The organism is Acidovorax sp. BLS4 (genome assembly GCF_032929295.1).
Lineage (GTDB): Bacteria > Pseudomonadota > Gammaproteobacteria > Burkholderiales > Burkholderiaceae_C > Paracidovorax.
The window spans coordinates 1095371-1113088 of record NZ_CP136797.1 but is presented as its reverse complement, the minus strand read 5'-3'; the positions used below and the strand labels follow the sequence as shown (position 1 = coordinate 1113088).

Here is a 17718-nt window from a genome sequence, read left to right as displayed (position 1 = left end):
CTAAACGTGAAATGCTTCGTGAAAAACGAAAACGTGAATCCCTTCGGAAATTCCGAAAAGCCTTCTAATGTAGCAGGTTGGTGCTGATGGAGCAATCGCGGGGCGGCCAGCCGGCCGCCGCCGTGTCACTTGATCCACAGGCGGATCGCATCCCAGGCGCGGCCGAAGATGCCGGCCTGCTCCACCGTCTCCAGCGCCACCAGCGGCACTTCGGCGATGGGCTGCTCACCCAGCGACACCTTCAGGGTGCCGATCGACTGGCCCTTGGTGAATGGTGCCACCAGCGGGTCGGTGCGCACGATCTGGGTCGTGACCTTGCCGGCGCTGCCCGACGGCACGGTGACGACGATGGCGTCCGGGCGGCCGATCTGGATGGTGTTCTGCTTGCCCTTCCAGACGGCCGGCGTGGCGGCGGGCTGGCCGGCGTCGAACAGCTTGACGGCGTCGAAGGCCGTGTAGCCCCAGTTCAGGAGCTTCTGGCTCTCGTTCGCCCGAGCGTTCTCGCTGGAGGCACCCAGCACGATGGACAGCAGACGGCGCTGGCCGACGTTCGGAAAGTCGCGCTTGGACGTGGCCACCAGACAGTAGCCGGCAGCGGCAGTGTGGCCGGTCTTGAGGCCGTCCACCGTGGGATCGCGGAACAGCAGCGAATTGCGGTTGGTGCCATTGGAGGGTGGCGTGCCCGGGTACGCATAGTGCTTGGTCGCGTAGTAATGCATGTACTCGGGGAACTCCTGCATCAGGCGGGTGGCCAGCACGCCCAGGTCGCGCGCGGTGGTCGTGTGGCCCGGCTCGGTCAGGCCTTCGGGGTTCTTGTAGGCCGTGTTCTTCATGCCCAGGGCCTTGGCCTGATCGTTCATGAGCTTGACGAAGTTCTCGGCCGTGCCGCCCACGCCTTCGGCCAGGGCCATGGTGGCGTCGTTGCCCGACTGCACGATCATCCCCTTGATGAGGTCTTCCACCGGCACCTGCATCTTGGGATCGATGAACATGCGCGAGCCGGGCATCTTCCACGCCAGCACGCTCACGGGCAGCTTCTGCTCCAGCGTGATCTTCTTGGCGCGCAGCGCGTCGAAGACCAGGTAGCCCGTCATGAGCTTGGTGAGCGATGCCTGCTCCACCGGCGTGTCGATGTCCTTGGCGGCGAGCACCTGGCCGGCGGTCACGTCGAGCAACAGGTAGTTGCGCGCAGCGATCTCCGGGGGCTGGGGGGCCTGGCCCTGCGCCCAGAGGGCGGCAGGCGCCAGCACGGCGACAAGAACGAAGGAACGCAGCGTGGAGAGGAAGGGCTTCATGGAAACAGGCATTCGGGGCAAGGAAACAAACCAAACGGTCAAAAACGGCGGCGGAGGATGGCGCGCCGTGCGGTGCCCGGTAGGGAGCGTCTGGAGGGCGGTCAGTTCCCCGCCAGCAGGTGGCGGGACACCAGGTTTTTCAGGAGCGGCAATTGTCCGTGAAAGAAATGACCGCCGCCGGGCACGACTGTGACGGGGAGTATCTGCGGCCGCGCCCAGTCCATGACGGCCGACAGCGGCACGGTGTCGTCCTGCTCGCCGTGCACGACCAGCGTGCGCGCATGCGCCTCGGCCGGCACGGGCGCCACAGTGAAGCGGCTGGCGGCAGTGCCGACCAGCACCACCCGCTCGATGCTGCGCTCGCTCCACAGGCGCTCCAGCGCATGGCTGGTGACGAAGGCGCCGAACGAGAAGCCCGCCAGGGCCAACGGCCCCTCGGGCGCCGCCTGGCGCACCACCTCCAGGAAGTCTTCCAGCTCGCCCTGGCCCGCGTCATGCGTGCCGGCGCTGGCGCCCACGCCGCGGAAATTGAAGCGCACGGCGGTCCAGCCGCTGTGCACGAAGGCGCGCGCCAGGGTCTGCACCACCTTGTTGTCCATGGTTCCGCCGAACAGGGGGTGCGGGTGGGCGATCACCGCCACGCCGCGCGAGGGCGCGCCGTCCGGCGCCTGGGCCGCATCGCGTGCCGCTTCGATGGCACCGGCAGCGCCGGCGAGGGTCAGGCGTTCAGTCTGGGCATTCACGTGATTTGCTATCAAATTAATAGCTGTCAGGACAATAAAATCTAGGGCAGACAGCCAAAAACACTTAAAAACCGATCGGCGTGCGAATCAGCGCCCGAGTTCCGGCGGCGTGAGCAGGCGCTCGACGACCTGGCCGTTCTTCAGGTGCGATTCCACGATTTCGTCGATGTCGCTGCCATCCACGAAGGTGTACCAGGTACCCTCGGGATAGACCACGGCGACGGGGCCGCCCGCGCAGCGGTCCAGGCAGCCGGCCTTGTTCACCCGCACCTTGCCGGGGCCGGACAGGCCGGCCGCCTTGACCTGGGACTTGCAGCGGTCGAACGCGGCCTGCGCACCGTGGTGGGCGCAGCTGTCCTCGCCGTTGGTGCGGTCGTTCAGGCAAAAGAAGATGTGGCGGGCGTAGTAGCCAGGCTGCGCGGCTGGCGGCGTGGGGGTGTCGGTCATCCGGGCATTTTAGGAGCCGATGCGAACAGGGGTATCCGCGTGGCCCTCGGCCGGGTCCCGGTCGCGCCGGGCCACGCGCTGCACCACATAGACCAGGGTGGCGTAGGGCCAGAGCCAGCCCAGCCATTGGCCCAGGCCGTAGAAGCGGATGAAGCGGCCCTGCTCCCAGGCCTGCAGGGTGTCGGCGAAATAGGCGCTGGTGGGCGCCTGGTTGAGGATGTTCAGGTGCAGCATCAGCAGCAATAGCAGCATGGCGGCGCTGGCCCGGCGGGGCAGGCCGGCCAGCATCAGCGCGACGGCCATGCCGGCCCACACGCCCACGCGGGCCGGGGTGCCGAGCCACTCCCAGGCATGGGCCGGGCCGTAGCTGAGCGCGGAGGACAGCGCGGTCACCGACACGCCCGCCACCACCGTGGCCAGCGAGAACGCCACACGGCGGCCGATGTGGCGGATCACGCAGTAGCCCAGCAGGCAGGGCACGAGCAGGCCCAGCATCACGGCCAGCAGTTCGGCACTGGGTGACAGGGCCTCCAGGGGCGTTTCGCGCAGCGGCAGCCAGTCCAGGAACGGGGTGTCGGCCAGCAGGTCTTCCAGCGCGATCTCAAGGCGCTCCCACATCTGTCCCAGCCCGAACGGCACGGCGGCGGGAAACAGCAGTGCCACCGGCCACAGCGCGAGCAAGGCCAGCGCCCCGCTGGCGTCGGCGACGAACCACCGCGCCCGCAGCCGGCTCCAGCGGGCCAGCGCGCCCAGCCGCTCCAGCAGTGCCGCCAGCAGCGCGCCGCCCAGTGTGCCCAGCGCGTTCAGCACCAGGTCCATGTTGGAGGGCACGCGCCGCGGCAGGTAGATCTGCAGGAACTCCATCAGCATCGAGAGCAGCGCGCCCGCCAACGCGGCCACGGGCACCGCAGAGCGCGGCCAGCCGGTGCGCAGCAGGGCCAGCGCCAGCAGGAAGCCGAACGGCGCATAGCCGGCGATGTTGATGTTGACGTCGAACCACGTCCAGTACGGCGGGGGGATGCGGGCGGTAAGGAACACCCACGGCGAGATGCCCTGCTCGCGCCAGCCGTCGAAGGGGAACAGGCTGGCGAAGACCACGAGGGCCGCGTAGATCAGCGCCAGGGGCCAGGCGGAGGTCTTGTGCACGGCGGGAGCGCGCGGCCGGCGCGTCAGAAGGGTTTGACGACGACCAGCACCACCGCGGCCACCAGCAGCAGCACCGGCACCTCGTTGAACCAGCGGAACCAGCGGTGGCTGCGCCGGCTCTGGCCGCTGGCCAGCTTGCGCAGCAGGACGCCGCAGGCATGGTGATAGCCCAAGGCGAGCACTACGACCAGGAGCTTGGCGTGCATCCAGCCGTTGCCCGGCCCGCGGCCGATGCCGTACCCCAGGTAAAGCCACAGCCCCAGCGCGATGGCCGGCACGGCCAGGATGGTGGTGAAACGAAGCAGCTTGCGCGCCATGAGCAGGAGCCGGTCTCGCTCGGCGGCCGAGCCCGGTGCCACCATGGCCAGGTTGACGAAGATCCGAGGCAGGTAGAACAGGCCGGCGAACCAACTGGCCACGAAGACGATGTGAAAGGCTTTGACCCAGAGCATGGGGGGCAGTGTACGTGCCGTGCCGGGCCGTCCGGCGGAGTCCGACGCGCAAAAACCACGGCGGCCGGCGTCACGTCGAAGGGCCTGGCGGAGACCGCCCCGGCGCAATGTGGCGCACAATTTCGGGATGCATCTGTCCAGCCCCACCCCCTTCCCCCAGAACCGCCCGCGCCGCCTGCGCCGCGATGCCTTCACCCGCAACCTCGTGCGCGAGCATGCCGTCACGCCGCACGATCTGATCTACCCCGTGTTCGTGCACGAAGGCCAGGGCCGCAGCGAGGCCATCGCGTCGATGCCGGGCGTGGAGCGCCTGAGCCTGGACCTCCTGCTGCCGGTGGCCGAGGATTGCGTGAAACTGGGCATTCCGGTGCTGGCGCTGTTTCCGGCCATCGACCCCGCGCTCAAGGCGCCGGACGGCAAGGAGGCGCTCAATCCCGAGGGCCTGATTCCCCGCGTGGTGCGGGCGCTCAAGAAGGAATTCCCCGCGCTGGGCGTGATGACCGACGTGGCGCTGGACCCCTACACGAGCCACGGCCAGGACGGCGTGCTCGATGCCACCGGCTACATCATCAACGACGAAACGGTGGAGATCCTCACCGGCCAGGCGCTCACGCATGCCGAGGCGGGCGTGGACATCGTGGCGCCCAGCGACATGATGGACGGGCGCATCGGTGCGATCCGCGAGGCGCTCGAAGTGCAGGGCCACATCCACACGCGCATCATGGCCTACAGCGCCAAGTACGCGAGTGCCTTCTACGGCCCGTTCCGCGATGCCGTGGGCACGCGCGGCGCCCTGGGCAAGGCCGACAAGAACGTGTACCAGATGGACCCGGGCAACACCGACGAGGCGCTGCGCGAGGTCGCCCTCGATATCGCCGAAGGCGCCGACATGGTGATGGTCAAGCCCGGCATGCCGTACCTGGACGTGGTGCGCCGCGTGAAGGACGAATTCCGCGTGCCCACCTTCGCCTACCAGGTGAGCGGCGAGTACGCCATGCTCAAGGCCGCGGCCGCCAACGGCTGGCTCGACCACGACGCGGTGATGATGGAAAGCCTGCTGGCCTTCAAGCGCGCCGGCGCCGACGGCGTGCTGACGTATTTCGCCCGTGACGCGGCGCGGCTGCTGCAAAAGTAAGCGACCGCACCCCGGCCGCCTGCCCGCAGGGCCGGCGCCGGCGTCTTCCCCGCCCTGCCCCAGGCCCCCATGCGCATCTTTCACATCCACCAGGGCAACGCCACCGAGCTGGCCGCCCTGCCCTCCCAGCCCCCGGCCACCGGCTTTTACTGGATCTCGTGCACCCGTGCGGCCTTCGGCGAACAACTGGGCCTGCTGCAGGCCGCGCTGCAAGCCACCACCGGCCTGCAACTGGTGGACCTGCACGTGTCCGACCTGCTGAACGCCCAGCTGCCATCGCACTACGACTACACCTCGCAGTACGACCTGCTGGTGTTCCGCCGCCTGGCGGCCGCAGGTCCGGGCGCGGCACCGGCCAGCGCAGCCGGAGCGGCCACCGCGGCAAGCCCGCAGGCCGCCCCCCCTGCCGCGCCGGGGCGCATGACGGGCCCGCCGGTGCTGCGCCGCATCGACACCAGCCCGGTGGGATTCGCCGTGTTCGACCAGGTGCTGCTGTCGGTGCACCCGGCCGACTGCGCGGTGCGCGATGCCTATGCGGCGCGGCTGCTGGCCACCGCGCGGGGGGAGGCCCGGGGCGATGCGCCGCGCGACCACCGGCCGCCGGGCTCCTCGCCCGTGGCGCGCCTGCCGACCTCGCCCGCCGATCTGATGATGCGCGTGGTCAACCTGATCGTGGACGGCTACCTGGATTTGCGCCGGGAACTGAGCCGGCAGCTCGACCACTGGCAGGCCGAGCTGCTCAAGCCCCGCGCGCGCTTTGCCAACTGGAGCGCACTGCTGGAGGCCCGGCTGGCGCTGCACCAGCTCGACGAAATCTGCGAAGACCAGAACACCGCCGTGCAGGACTGGATCGATGCGGTGGAGACCTGGCCCGAGCCCGAAACCCCGGCGCTGCAGCGCGAGCTGGACCTGCTCAAGGTGCGCAGCCGCGACGTGCTGGAGCACATCGAGCGCGTGGTGCACCACGTGCGCCGGCTGGAGCAGAGCACCGAGACGGCGGTGCAGATGCATTTCAGCGTGCAGAGCAACCGCACCAACGACATCATGCGCACGCTCACGGCGCTCACCGCCGTGTTCCTGCCGCTGAACCTCATCGCGGGTATCTTCGGCATGAACTTCGAGTTCATTCCGCTGGTGCACAAGCAGGACGGCTTCTGGTGGGCGATGGGCTCGATGACGGTGATCGCGGTGGCGCTGATCGCGCTGTTCTGGCGCAAGCGTTACCTCGCCCGCACGGGCCACCACTGAGCGGGCACGGGGCGCCGCGCCCTGCACGCCGATAGAATCGGCGCCCCTTCGCACATCGCTCCCGCCCACGCCCTTGCGGCCCGCCCGCAGCGGCGCCCCCGTTCCCATGGCCCACATCCTCGTCGATCAGCTCTTCAAGACCTACCGCATCGCCGAGCGCGCGCCGGGCCTGGGCGGCGCGCTGCGCGGGCTGCTGCACCGGCGCACGCGCACGGTGGCGGCGCTGTCGGGGGTGTCGTTCACGCTGGAGCGCGGCGAGCTGCTGGGCTTCATCGGGCCGAACGGCGCGGGCAAATCGACCACCATCAAGATCCTGTCCGGCATCCTGCGGCCCGACGGCGGGCGCGTGGAGATCGACGGCCGCCACCCCAGCGATGACCGCGAGCGCCACGTCGCCCGCATCGGCGTGGTGTTCGGCCAGCGCACCCAGCTGTGGTGGGACCTGCCGGTGGGCGAGGGGTTCGACCTTCTGCGCGACATCTACCGCGTGGACGAGCATCGCTACCGCCGCGCACGCGACGAGCTGGTCGCGCTGCTGTCGCTGGAAGGCGTGCTGGCCCAACCCGTGCGCCAGCTCTCGCTGGGCCAGCGCATGCGCGCCGAGATCGCGGCGGCGCTGCTGCACGAGCCCGACATCCTGTTCCTCGACGAGCCGACCATCGGCCTGGATGCGCCGTCCAAGCTCGCGGTGCGGGACTTCGTGCGCCGCGCCAACCGCGAGCGCGGCACCACCGTGCTGCTCACCACCCACGACATGCACGACATCGAGGCGCTGGCCGAGCGCGTGATCGTGATCGGCCATGGCCGCGTGCTGGCCGACAGCCCGGTCGAGGCCCTGCGCGCCCAGGTGATGGCCGAGCGGCGCCTGGTGGTCGATTTCGGGCACGACGCGCCCGTGCTGGCGCCGCAGCCCGGCGTGTCGGTTCATGCGCGCGAGGGCCGCACGCTGGTGCTGGGGTTCGATCCGGCCGTCACCACGGCGCCCGCGCTCATCGCGCAGCTGGTGGCCGCGCACGCCGTGCAGGACATCCGTCTGGAGGGCCTGGCGATCGAGGAGGTCATCGCCCGCTTCTACGCGCTGCACGGCGCGGCCGAGGCATGAGGCCGCCGCTGGCGCTGCGGCCCTACACCGCCGCGTTCGTCTCGCGCTTCCTGCAGATGCTGCAGTACCGCACGGCGGCGCTCGCCGGCTTCGGCACCCAGTGCTGGTGGGGCGGTATCAAGGCGATGGTGCTGGCCGCGTTCTACGGCGGCGCCGGCGCCTCGGGCGTGCCCATGCCGCTGCAGCAGGCCATCACCTACACCTGGCTGGCCCAGGGGCTGCTGGCGCTGCTGCCGTGGTCGGGCGACCCGGAGGTGGCGCAGGCCGTGCGCACGGGCGCCGTGGCGTACGACCGGCTGCGGCCGGTGGACGCCTACGGCCTGTGGTTCGCGCGCAGCGCCGGCTGGATCGCCGCGCGGGTGCTGCCGCGCGTGGCGCTGATGGCGACCTTCGCCGCCGGGGTGCTGCCGCTGCTGGGCTGGCGCGAATGGGCCTGGCAGCCGCCCGCCAGCGCGGCGGCGGGGCTGGCGTTCGTGCTCTCGGCCGGCCTGGCGGTGCTGCTGTCCACCGCGCTGGTGATGCTGCTGAACGTGGCGGCCACGGCGGCGCTCAACGAGCGCGGCATCAACGCGCTGGCCGTGCCGGCGGTGGTGGTGCTGTCGGGCAACCTGCTGCCGCTGCCCCTGCTGCCCGATGCGTGGCAGTGGGCGCTGATCGCGCAGCCGCTGGCGGGGCTGCTGGACATTCCGTCGCGCATCCATTCCGGGCACTGGGCCGGCTGGCAGGCCGTGGGCGGGCTGGCCCTGCAGGCCTTCTGGATCGCCGTGCTGGTGGCGCTGGGCCGCCTGGCGATGCGGCGCACGCTGCGCCACCTCGAAATCCAGGGCGGCTGAGATGGGATCGTTCGCGCTCTTCATCCGCCTGGCCGGCGCCTCGCTGCATGCGCAGGCGCGCTACCCCGCCTCCGCCATGCTGATGACCCTCGGGCAGTTCCTCGCCACGGGCATCGAGGTGGTCGCGGTGTGGGCGCTGTTCCACCGCTTCGGCAGCGTGCAGGGCTGGAGCCTGGGCGAGGTGGCGCTGTTCTACGGCCTGGTGAACTGCATGTTCGCGGTGGCGGACGCGCTGGGGCGCGGCTTCGACGTGCTGGGCACCGAGTTCCTGCGCACGGGCGCGTTCGACCGGCTGCTGCTGCGCCCGCGGCCGCTCGCGCTGCAGCTCATGGGCCACGACCTGCGCCTGAGCCGGCTGGGGCGGCTGCTGCAGGGGCTGATGGTGGTGGCGTTCGCCACGGCGCAGGCGCCGATCGACTGGACGCCGGCCACCCTCGCGCTGGCGGCATGGGCGGTGGCCGGGGGCGTGGCCCTCTTCCTGGGCATCCTGGTGCTGCAGGGCACCCTGGCGTTCTGGACCGTGGAGAGCCTGGAGATCGCCAATGTGCTCACCTACGGCGGCGTGCAGGCGGCGCAGTACCCGCTGGCGCTTTATGCGCAGTGGTTCCGCCGGCTGCTGACCTTCGCCGTGCCGCTGGCCTGCGTGGCGTATTACCCGGGCCTGGCGATCCTGTCGCACCCCGACCCGCTGGGCGCGCCGGCCTGGATGGGCTGGGTGTCGCCCGCCGCCGGCTTCGCGTTCCTGGCCGCCGCCTTCGGGGCCTGGCGCCTGGGCCTGCGGCACTACGCCTCCACCGGCAGCTGACCCCCTCGAACCCGACCTGGCAAATAGAGACTTGACATTGTTTGTCTAGTCAATTATTGTTCAGGCCATGATCGACGCCCAAAAAACCGATGCCAGCCGCCTGCCGCCCGCCCCGCTCACCGTGGCGGGCATTCCGTTTCTGGTGGAAGAAAGCATCGGCTACCAGATGCGCCGCATCGTGTGCATCGTCGCCAGCGAGATCGAGCGCCGCATGGAGCCCCTGGGCCTGACCGATGCGCAATGGAAGCCGCTGCTGCGCCTGTACCTGAACCACGAGAACACGGTCGCGGGCCTGGCGCGGCTGTGCCAGCTCGACGCCGGCGGCATGACCCGCCTGCTCGACCGGCTGGAGGCCAAGGGCCTGTGCTCCCGCACGCGCTCGGTGGAAGACCGCCGGGTCGTGCACATCGAACTCACGCCCGAAGGGCATGCGGCGGCCGCGCAGATCCCCGCGATCCTGACGGAGCTGCAGCAGGTGTGCGCCCAGGGTTTCCAGCCGGCCGAGTACCACCAGTTGCAGGATTTCCTCAAGCGCATCCACGGCAACCTGCAGACGCTGGGGGCGGCGGCCGACACCGCTGCGCCCCGCCCATCCTGAGAGTCAGTCCACCATGAACGCCACTTTTCCCTCCACGCCCGCCGCAGCCGATGCGGCCTCGGCCCGCGACGCCGCGGCGCCCGACACCCCCAGCCCGCTGCGCGGCGCGCTGCAATATTTCGCCACGCTGGCCATCGCGCTGGCGGCCCTGCCGGGCCTCACGGCCTGCGCCGACATGTCCGGCATCGCGCCCCATGCGCAGATGCGCGACGCCGCCTCGCTCGGCCTCGCGGCGCCGGCCGCCGGTGCCGGCGCGGTGGCGCAGAAGTCCTTCGCCGAAGCCACGCTGCCCACGGACTGGTGGCTGGGCTTCGGCGACGGCCAGCTCGATGCGCTCATCGACCGCGCCCTGGCCACCAACCCCAACCTGAAGCTCACCGAGGCGCGCATCGCCCGCGCCCAGGCCTTCATCGAGACCGCCCGCGCGGCCGACGGCCCGCAACTCAACGGCAGCCTGGACGTGAACCGGCAGCTCTACAGCGCCAACGGCCCCTACCCGCCGCCGCTGGCCGGCAGCGTACTCAACAGCGGCACGGCGCGCCTGTCGGGCAGCTGGGAGATCGACTTCTTCGGCAAGAACCGCGCCGCGCTCGAATCCGCCCTGGGCAGCGCCAATGCCGCACAGGCTGATGCCCAGGCCGCGCGCCTGCTGCTGGCCAGCAACGTGGCGCGCAGCTATTTCCAGCTGGCGCGCCTGAAGGCCCAATTGGGCGTAGCCGAACGCACGCTGGCCCAGCGCAACGAAACGCTGCGCCTGGTGCGCGACCGCGTGGATGCGGGCCTGGACACCCAGTTGGAGCGGCGCCAGAGCGAAGGCGGCCTGCCCGAGGCGCGCCAGCAGATCGAGGCGATCCAGGAGCAGATCGCCCTCACCCGCAATGCCCTGGGCGCGCTGGTGGGTCAGCCAAATGCCGCGAACGCCATAGATTTTCCTGCCCTGGATGCTATCCATTCGATAGCAATTCCGAGCACGCTGCCGGCCGACCTGCTGGGCCGGCGGCCCGACGTGGCCGCCGCGCGCTGGCGCGTGGAGGCCGCCACCCAGGACGTGGCCGTGGCCAAGGCGCAGTTCTATCCGAACGTGAACCTGACGGCCTTCCTGGGCCTGTCGTCGATCGGGCTGGACCGCTTCGCCGAGGCCGGCAGCAAGGAGTGGGGCATCGGCCCGGCGATCCGCCTGCCGATCTTCGACTCGGGCCGCCTGCGCGCCAACCTGCGCGGCAAGGCCGCCGACGTGGATGCGGCGGTCGAGAGCTACAACGCCGCGCTGCTGGATGCCGTGCATGACGCGGCCGACCAGCTCGCCTCGGCCCGCTCCATCGACCGCCAGCAGGCCGAGCAGCGCCACGCGCAAGAGGCCGCCGAGGCCGCCTACGACATCGCCCGCCAGCGCTACCAGGCGGGCCTGGGCAACTACCTGAACGTGCTCACCGCCGAGACGGCCGTGCTGCTGCAGCGCCGCCAGGCCGTGGACCTGGAGGCCCGCCGCCTGAACACCCAGGTCGCGCTGATCCGCGCCCTGGGCGGTGGCTACGCCGCCACCACGCCCGGCGCCGCGGGTGCCGTGGCCACGGCGGCCCCTGCCGCCGCCACCGCCGCGCACTAAGCCGCCCGCCACCCCTTTTTACCGAACCGAACACCTTCCCGACCGCGAGGAGCCCTTTCCATGAACGCACCGCAAACCCCCGCCACCGCGCCCGCAGACCCCGGCGCCGCCAAGGCCCGCCGCCGCAAGGCCCTGATCTCGCTTGCCGCCCTCGTGGTGGTGGCGGGCGGCGCCTGGGGCGTCTACGACTGGCTGGTGGCCAGCCACTACGAAGACACCGACAACGCCTACGTGCAGGGCAATGTCATCCAGATCACGCCGCAGACGGGCGGCACCGTGATGTCCATCCTGGCCGACGACACCGACTTCGTGAAGGCCGGCGCCGCGCTGGTCAAGCTCGACCCCGCGGATGCCAGCGTGGCACTGGAGCAGGCCGAGGCGGGCCTGGCCCAGGCGGTGCGCCAGGCGCGCACGCTCTATGCCAACAACGGCTCGCTCAACGCGCAGATCAGCCTGCGCCAGGCGGACGTGGCCAAGGCCCGCTCCGACATCGCCCGCGCCACCGACGACCTGCGCCGCCGCCAGGCCCTGTCGGGCAATGGCGCCGTGTCCAAGGAAGAGTTGAACCACGCGCAGAGCCAGCTCGATGCGGCCCGCACGGCGCTGGCCGCGGCCGAGGCCGGCGTGGTGTCGGCGCGCGAGCAGCTCGCCAGCAACCAGTCGCTCACCCAGGGCATCTCGGTGGACCAGAACCCCAACGTGCTGGCCGCCGCCGGCAAGGTGCGCGAGGCCTACCTGGCCGCCCGCCGCACCGACCTGCCCGCCCCCGTGGACGGCTACGTGGCGCGCCGCACCGTGCAGCTGGGCCAGCGCGTGGCCGCCGGCACGCCGCTCATGACCGTGGTGCCGCTCAACCAGGTGTGGGTGGATGCGAACTTCAAGGAAAACCAGCTGCGCAACCTGCGCCTGGGCCAGCCCGCCAAGCTCACGGCCGACCTGTACGGCAAGAAGGTGGAATACACCGGCACCATCGCCGGCATGGGCGTGGGCACGGGCTCGGCCTTCGCGCTGCTGCCCGCGCAGAACGCCACCGGCAACTGGATCAAGGTGGTGCAGCGCGTACCGGTGCGCATCGCGATCGATGCCGAGCAATTGCGCACCCACCCGCTGCGCGTGGGGCTGTCCATGGACGTGAAGGTGGACACGCAGGACCGCAGCGGCCACCTGCTGGCCGACGCGCCGCGCACCCAGGCCGTGGCGCAGACCGCGGTGTACGACGACCTGGACAAGGGCGCCGGCGCCGACGTGGCCCGCATCATCGCGGCCAACGCCGGCCCGGGCTACAAGCCCACGCTGGCCGCCGCGCCGGCCAAGGGCACGTCGCAGGTCGCCATGGCGCCGGCCACGACCGCGTCGCACTGACCCTGCGGGCCGCCCCGGCGGCGCCTCGCCCTTCCAAGACAGACCCGCTGCGCACCGCCGCAGCGGGCCAGCCGTAGAACCACTCCCACAACACGCTGACCCATGTCTTCCCCCAACACCCCTGCGCCCCAGGCGCCGCCGCCCCTCGAAGGCAGCGCGCGCATGTGGGGCACGCTGGCCCTCTCGGCCGCGACGTTCATGAACGTGCTGGACACGTCCATCGCCAACGTGTCCCTGCCCGCCATCGCGGGCGACCTGGGCGTGAGCCCCACGCAAGGCACCTGGGTCATCACCAGCTTCGCGGTGGCCAATGCCATCGCGGTGCCGCTGACGGGCTGGCTGTCGCAGCGCTTCGGGCAGGTGCGCCTGTTCGTGGGCAGCGTGACGCTGTTCGTCCTCGCCTCGCTGCTGTGCGGCATCGCACCCAACATGGCCACGCTGATCGCCTTCCGCGCGCTGCAGGGCTTCGTGGCCGGGCCGATGATTCCGCTGTCGCAGTCGCTGCTGCTGTCCAGCTACCCCAAGGCGCTGGCCGGGCTGGCGATGGCGATGTGGTCGATGACCACGCTCGTCGCGCCGGTGATGGGGCCGCTCCTGGGCGGCTGGATCACCGACAACATGAGCTGGCCGTGGATCTTCTACATCAACGTGCCGGTGGGCATCATGGCCGTGCTGGTCACCTGGAGCATCTTCCACAAGCGCGAATCCGAGCGGCGGGCGCTGCCCATCGACTCCATCGGCCTGGCGCTGCTGGTGATCTGGGTCGCGGCCATGCAGGTGATGCTGGACATCGGCAAGGAGCACGACTGGTTCGCCTCGCCCTGGGTGGTGGCGTGCGGCGTGGTGGCGGTGGTGGGTTTCGCCGCCTTCATGATCTGGGAGCGCGGGGAGCCGCACCCGGTGGTGGACCTCACGCTGTTCCGCATCCGCAACTTCTGGGCCGGCGCGCTGGCCACCTCGGTGGGCTACGGCCTGTTCTTCGGCAACGTGGTGCTGCTGCCGCTGTGGCTGCAGCAGTACATGGGCTACACCGCCACGCAGGCCGGCGAGGTGCTGGCGCCGGTGGGGCTGCTGGCGCTGGTGCTCTCGCCCGTGGTGGGCAAGAACATCGCCAAGGTGGACCCGCGGCGCTTCGCCACCTTCGCGTTCCTGGTGTTCGCGCTGGTGCTGTGGATGCGCTCGCGGTTCAACACCCAGGCCGACCTGACCACGATCATGGTGCCCACGATCATCCAGGGCATCGCCATGGCGTTCTTCTTCATCCCGCTGGTGACGATCACGCTGTCGGAGATCGCACCCGCGCGCATTCCGTCGGCCTCGGGGCTGTCGAACTTCATGCGCATCACGGCCGGGGCCATCGGAACCTCGGTCTCGACCACGCTGTGGGAGCGGCGCGCCACGCTGCACCACGCGCAGCTCACCGAAGGGCTGCAGCAGGGCGGCGTGGCCGTCACGCAGACGCTGCAGGGGCTGCAGGCGGGCGGCCTCACGCCCGAGCAGGCGCTGGCGCAGGTGGAGCGCATGGTGAACCAGCAGGCCTTCATGCTGGCCGCCAACGACATCTTCTATGCGTCGGCCGTGCTGTTCCTGCTGCTGATTCCGCTGGTCTGGCTGGCCCACCCGGTGCGCCCCAGCGCCGGCAGCGCGGACGCCGCGGCCGGAGCGCACTGAGGCCGGGGCCGGGGCGACTGTTGCGCCACGGCCTCACTCCGGGGCATTCGCGCGGGCAAAAAGCCGCCTGCGCAGGCGATGTCATCACGGGTTCATCCGGGATTTCTACAAACGCGAGGCTGCACCGGCATGCGCCGGCCGGCGGCCCCTGCGTCAAAAAATCCAGATCACCCATGACCCGCCCCTCTGCCCCTGCCCCCGACACCTTCCGCCGTGCGCGGATGCCCCTGGCCATCGCCCTGGCCCTTCCCTCCCTCCTGCTGGCGGGCTGCGGCGGCTCCGGCGACGGCACGCCCGCCGCCGAACAGGGCCGCTGGACCACCGGCGACCTGCACACCCACACAGTGCAATCGGACGATTCGCGCACGACGCAGACGCTCGACTTCCTGCTCGGCAAGGCCTTCACCACCTACCGCCTGGACTGGATGGCGGTGACCAACCACCTGCGCTCGTCCAAGTACGACAACGCGGCCAACCTGCTGCCCGCGCCCAAGGCCTTCGCCTATGGCATGGAGGCCTATGAGATCCCGCGCATCCAGGCGCTGCAGGCCTCCGGCAACTACGCCGGCAAGCTGATCTTCTCGGGGTTCGAGTGGGACATGCCCACGCACGACCACATCGGCGTGGGCCTCTTCGAGGGGGCCAGCGGCAGCCTGAAGCCCTCCACCAGCGGGGCCAAGGAGTTCCAGTACCTGTTCACCACGGGCGCCGAATCGCTCTTCGACGCGGCGGACGTGGCCCGCTGGAAGGCCCAGTACCCGCAGCGCTTCAACCAGACGGCCGACGACGCGCTCAAGGCCATCGCCTGGCTGAAGGCGAAGTACCCCGACACCAGCTACGCCCTGATCAACCACCCTTCGCGCAACCCCGGCAAGTATTCGATCGCCGATCTGCGCCAGATGAACGACCTGGCGCCCAGGATCGTGTTCGCCATCGAAGGCATGGTGGGCAACCAGCTCGAACCCGACCGCGGCGGCTACACCTCGGCCTACATCGACGCCAACCAAGCCAACCGCACCTACGGCGGCACCGACGCCATCGTGGCGAAACTCGGCGGCGTGTGGGACGCGCTGCTGGGCGAGGGCCGCCGCATCTGGAACATCGCCGACTCCGACTCGCACTTCGAGATCGACTCGAACAACAACAGCAGCGGCTACTACCCTGGCGAATACGCCAAGAACCACGTCTGGCAGGCCGGCAAGGCGGAGGGGGGCATCGGCGGCCTGGTCGACAGCCTGCGCGCGGGCCGCAGCTTCGGCGTCTTCGGCGACCTCATCAACGCGCTGGACTTCAACGTGTACGCCCTGAGCGGCAAGGGCACCATGGGCCAGGAGATCAAGGCTTCGGCCGGCGAGAGCGTGACGGTGCGCATCCGCTTCAAGAGCCCGCCGGTCAACAACTACCAGCGCCCGGTGGCCAGCGGCAACCTAGGCAACATGACGCCCAAGGTGGACCACATCGATCTCATCGCGGGCGACGTGGGCGAGCGCGCGCAGCCCGGCTCGGCCGCCTACCAGCAGGCCACCAATCCGACCACCCGCGTGCTGCGCCGGTTCACGGCCGCCGACTGGACGCAGGACGGCGAGGGCTACTACACCATGGAGATTCCGCTCACCATCGTCAAGAACCAGTACCTGCGCCTGCGCGGCACGAACCTGGGCGAGAACGTGGCCGGCCTCACCGCGAACGGCGAGCCGCTGGCGGACCAGGCGGTGACCACGTCCGACCCGGCCCAGCGCCACGACCAGATCAACGACCGCAACTACGGCAACCTCTGGTTCTATTCCAACCCGATCTTCGTGTCGGTGCGCTGAAGGCCGGGCGCGGCGGGGCGCCTGGCGCCTGTGGATGGCCGGGGCAGATTGCTATTTATTTAATAGCACAATGCCCTAGAAACATATGCGCTGGAGCCCTTTTTGGCTCAATCACCGCGCGGGCGCCGGCGGCGGCCCGCCTCACGTCAGGGCGGCGCCGGCCGGCACCCCGCCCCCCGTGTGCCAGCGCGCCTGCAGCCACGCCGCGAACCCTTCCGGCGCGCGGGCGATGCAGCGTGCGCTGGTGATCACCCGCGGGTCGCGCACCCACGCCACCGTCGCCTGCTGGGCGAGCAGGGCCTCGACCAGCCGCACGTCCTCGTGCGCCACGAGCGGCGCGAAACCGCCCGCGCGCCGGTAGGCCGCGGACGAGACGCCGAGGTTGGCGCCGTGGATGTGCCGGTGGCCGTTGCGGTCCTGGTAGTGCGATGCGAAGGCCTGCGCCACGTGCAGGGGGTGCTCGTGCCAGTCCTCCACGCCAATCGTGCCGCACACGGCATCGCTCGCGCAGGCCAGCTGCGCCGTGATCCACTGCGGCGGCACGCGGCTGTCGGCATCGGTGCAGCACAGCCAGCGGGCGCCGAGCCCGACCAGGTGGTCCATGCCCACCGCCCGCGCCGCGCCGACGCAGCGCGCGCCGATCTCCACCACGTCGCAGCCCCACGTGCGCGCCAGGGCCGCCGTGGCGTCCCGGCAGGCATCGGCCACGACCACGATGCGCACGGGTTCCTGCACGTGCGCGGCCGCCGCGCACACCGAATCCAGGCAGGCGCCGATGAGGGCGGCTTCGTCGTGCGCCGGAATGCACACGCCGATCATGGGGCGCCCTCCGCCGCACGGGCCAGCCGCTCCTGCGCGCCGCCCGCTTCCGCCACCGAGGTGCCGCTCCCGTTCTGCCACACGTCGATGCGCATGTCTTCGTCGCACCAGCCGCCCACGTGGTCAAGCGCCAGGGTGTCCCGCGCCTGCGCGTGGACGCCGTCGCCATGGGCCGGCGCATCGGCCACCGGCGCGCGCCAGTGGCACATTGCCAGGTGGCCGCCGCGCTGCAGATGCCCGGGCACCTGCGCGAGGAAACGGGCGAAGTCGGCCGGCGGCAGGTAATAGGCCAGTTCCGCCACCACGATGAGGTCGCTGGGGGCCTCGGGCCAGTGCTGCGGAAAACGCCAGTGCCGCAGCGCCACATGGCCGGCGCCGCTCAGCGTGGCGGCGGCGCGCTCCAGCGCCGCCGCGCTGGCATCGGATGCGATGAGCCGGTCGCAGCGCGCGGCCAGCGCCACCGTGTTGCCGCCCACCGAGCAGCCGGGCTCGAAGCCCTGGGCGTACCGGGGACGGGGGAGCGCGGCCAGCAGCAGGTCGCGCTTGCGGCGCTCGTACCAGCGCGTGTGCACGCCCCACGGGTCGGCGCTGCGCGCGTGCAGTTGATCGAAGTGCGCGGTATCGGCCAGGGGCGCGCCCATG

17 protein-coding genes are annotated in these 17718 nt (G+C 70.8%); 10 read left to right on the top strand and 7 right to left on the bottom strand.

The features are described from left to right. Positions 1-125: 125 nt before the first annotated feature. The 5 genes from R1Z03_RS05210 to R1Z03_RS05190 all read right to left on the bottom strand — a co-directional run bounded on the left by R1Z03_RS05210 (position 126) and on the right by R1Z03_RS05190 (position 4083). Complete coding sequence (locus R1Z03_RS05210) at positions 126-1295, bottom strand: D-alanyl-D-alanine carboxypeptidase family protein (protein ID WP_317357449.1); 1170 nt, start codon at positions 1293-1295, stop codon at positions 126-128. 101 nt (positions 1296-1396) lie between these two features. Continuing rightward, a complete protein-coding gene (locus tag R1Z03_RS05205) occupies positions 1397-2038 on the bottom strand; it encodes an alpha/beta fold hydrolase (protein WP_317357447.1) in 642 nt (213 codons plus the stop codon). Positions 2039-2125: 87 nt separating this feature from the next. Then, positions 2126-2485, bottom strand: a complete 360-nt coding sequence (locus tag R1Z03_RS05200; RefSeq protein WP_284406699.1) for a ferredoxin — start codon at positions 2483-2485, stop codon at positions 2126-2128. 9 nt (positions 2486-2494) lie between these two features. Then, positions 2495-3631, bottom strand: a complete 1137-nt coding sequence (locus R1Z03_RS05195; protein ID WP_317357444.1) for a VanZ family protein — start codon at positions 3629-3631, stop codon at positions 2495-2497. Between the two features lie 23 nt (positions 3632-3654). Next, positions 3655-4083, bottom strand: coding sequence for a CopD family protein (locus R1Z03_RS05190; protein ID WP_317357443.1), 429 nt, complete (start codon positions 4081-4083; stop codon positions 3655-3657). A 127-nt stretch (positions 4084-4210) separates the two neighbouring features. Between R1Z03_RS05190 and hemB the strand changes: the two genes are divergently transcribed. The 10 genes from hemB to R1Z03_RS05140 all read left to right on the top strand — a co-directional run bounded on the left by hemB (position 4211) and on the right by R1Z03_RS05140 (position 16257). Further along, on the top strand, positions 4211-5218 hold the full coding sequence (gene hemB, locus R1Z03_RS05185; protein WP_284394575.1) for a porphobilinogen synthase: 1008 nt from the start codon (positions 4211-4213) through the stop codon (positions 5216-5218). 69 nt (positions 5219-5287) lie between these two features. Beyond that, positions 5288-6466: a magnesium transporter CorA family protein gene (locus tag R1Z03_RS05180; protein ID WP_317357440.1), complete on the top strand. Its 1179-nt coding sequence runs from the start codon at positions 5288-5290 to the stop codon at positions 6464-6466. Positions 6467-6572: 106 nt separating this feature from the next. Continuing rightward, positions 6573-7568 (top strand): ATP-binding cassette domain-containing protein, encoded by a 996-nt coding sequence (locus R1Z03_RS05175; protein WP_317357438.1) that lies wholly within the window; start codon positions 6573-6575, stop codon positions 7566-7568. After that, on the top strand, positions 7565-8401 hold the full coding sequence (locus tag R1Z03_RS05170; protein WP_317357436.1) for an ABC transporter permease: 837 nt from the start codon (positions 7565-7567) through the stop codon (positions 8399-8401). Before R1Z03_RS05175 ends, R1Z03_RS05170 begins: the two co-directional genes overlap by 4 nt. Position 8402: 1 nt before the next feature. Further along, the gene (locus R1Z03_RS05165) at positions 8403-9206 is read left to right on the top strand and encodes an ABC transporter permease (RefSeq protein WP_284430263.1); all 804 of its coding nucleotides are present in this window, start codon (positions 8403-8405) and stop codon (positions 9204-9206) included. A gap of 67 nt (positions 9207-9273) precedes the next feature. Next, positions 9274-9804, top strand: a complete 531-nt coding sequence (locus R1Z03_RS05160; RefSeq protein WP_284430264.1) for a MarR family winged helix-turn-helix transcriptional regulator — start codon at positions 9274-9276, stop codon at positions 9802-9804. 13 nt (positions 9805-9817) lie between these two features. Then, positions 9818-11410 (top strand): efflux transporter outer membrane subunit, encoded by a 1593-nt coding sequence (locus R1Z03_RS05155; RefSeq protein ID WP_317357431.1) that lies wholly within the window; start codon positions 9818-9820, stop codon positions 11408-11410. Between the two features lie 60 nt (positions 11411-11470). After that, positions 11471-12772 (top strand): efflux RND transporter periplasmic adaptor subunit, encoded by a 1302-nt coding sequence (locus R1Z03_RS05150; protein ID WP_317357429.1) that lies wholly within the window; start codon positions 11471-11473, stop codon positions 12770-12772. Between the two features lie 102 nt (positions 12773-12874). Beyond that, complete coding sequence (locus R1Z03_RS05145; protein WP_317357427.1) at positions 12875-14443, top strand: DHA2 family efflux MFS transporter permease subunit; 1569 nt, start codon at positions 12875-12877, stop codon at positions 14441-14443. A gap of 173 nt (positions 14444-14616) precedes the next feature. Further along, complete coding sequence (locus R1Z03_RS05140; protein ID WP_317357425.1) at positions 14617-16257, top strand: S-layer protein; 1641 nt, start codon at positions 14617-14619, stop codon at positions 16255-16257. Between the two features lie 141 nt (positions 16258-16398). Here R1Z03_RS05140 and R1Z03_RS05135 read toward each other — a convergent pair whose 3' ends face one another. Further along, positions 16399-17076, bottom strand: a complete 678-nt coding sequence (locus tag R1Z03_RS05135) for a glycosyltransferase family A protein (RefSeq protein ID WP_317357424.1) — start codon at positions 17074-17076, stop codon at positions 16399-16401. Continuing rightward, complete coding sequence (locus tag R1Z03_RS05130) at positions 17073-17717, bottom strand: methyltransferase domain-containing protein (RefSeq protein WP_317357422.1); 645 nt, start codon at positions 17715-17717, stop codon at positions 17073-17075. Before R1Z03_RS05130 ends, R1Z03_RS05135 begins: the two co-directional genes overlap by 4 nt. Position 17718: the final 1 nt, after the last annotated feature.

Bases quoted from the DNA above. Each gene is read 5' to 3' on its own strand.
- R1Z03_RS05210 (WP_317357449.1), bottom strand. From the start codon at position 1,295: ATGAAGCCCTTCCTCTCCACGCTGCGTTCCTTCGTTCTTGTCGCCGTG.
- R1Z03_RS05200 (WP_284406699.1), bottom strand. From the start codon at position 2,485: ATGACCGACACCCCCACGCCGCCAGCCGCGCAGCCTGGCTACTACGCC.
- R1Z03_RS05190 (WP_317357443.1), bottom strand. From the start codon at position 4,083: ATGCTCTGGGTCAAAGCCTTTCACATCGTCTTCGTGGCCAGTTGGTTC.
- hemB (WP_284394575.1), top strand. From the start codon at position 4,211: ATGCATCTGTCCAGCCCCACCCCCTTCCCCCAGAACCGCCCGCGCCGC.
- R1Z03_RS05180 (WP_317357440.1), top strand. From the start codon at position 5,288: ATGCGCATCTTTCACATCCACCAGGGCAACGCCACCGAGCTGGCCGCC.
- R1Z03_RS05175 (WP_317357438.1), top strand. From the start codon at position 6,573: ATGGCCCACATCCTCGTCGATCAGCTCTTCAAGACCTACCGCATCGCC.
- R1Z03_RS05170 (WP_317357436.1), top strand. From the start codon at position 7,565: ATGAGGCCGCCGCTGGCGCTGCGGCCCTACACCGCCGCGTTCGTCTCG.
- R1Z03_RS05165 (WP_284430263.1), top strand. From the start codon at position 8,403: ATGGGATCGTTCGCGCTCTTCATCCGCCTGGCCGGCGCCTCGCTGCAT.
- R1Z03_RS05160 (WP_284430264.1), top strand. From the start codon at position 9,274: ATGATCGACGCCCAAAAAACCGATGCCAGCCGCCTGCCGCCCGCCCCG.
- R1Z03_RS05155 (WP_317357431.1), top strand. From the start codon at position 9,818: ATGAACGCCACTTTTCCCTCCACGCCCGCCGCAGCCGATGCGGCCTCG.
- R1Z03_RS05150 (WP_317357429.1), top strand. From the start codon at position 11,471: ATGAACGCACCGCAAACCCCCGCCACCGCGCCCGCAGACCCCGGCGCC.
- R1Z03_RS05145 (WP_317357427.1), top strand. From the start codon at position 12,875: ATGTCTTCCCCCAACACCCCTGCGCCCCAGGCGCCGCCGCCCCTCGAA.
- R1Z03_RS05140 (WP_317357425.1), top strand. From the start codon at position 14,617: ATGACCCGCCCCTCTGCCCCTGCCCCCGACACCTTCCGCCGTGCGCGG.
- R1Z03_RS05135 (WP_317357424.1), bottom strand. From the start codon at position 17,076: ATGATCGGCGTGTGCATTCCGGCGCACGACGAAGCCGCCCTCATCGGC.
- R1Z03_RS05130 (WP_317357422.1), bottom strand. From the start codon at position 17,717: ATGGGCGCGCCCCTGGCCGATACCGCGCACTTCGATCAACTGCACGCG.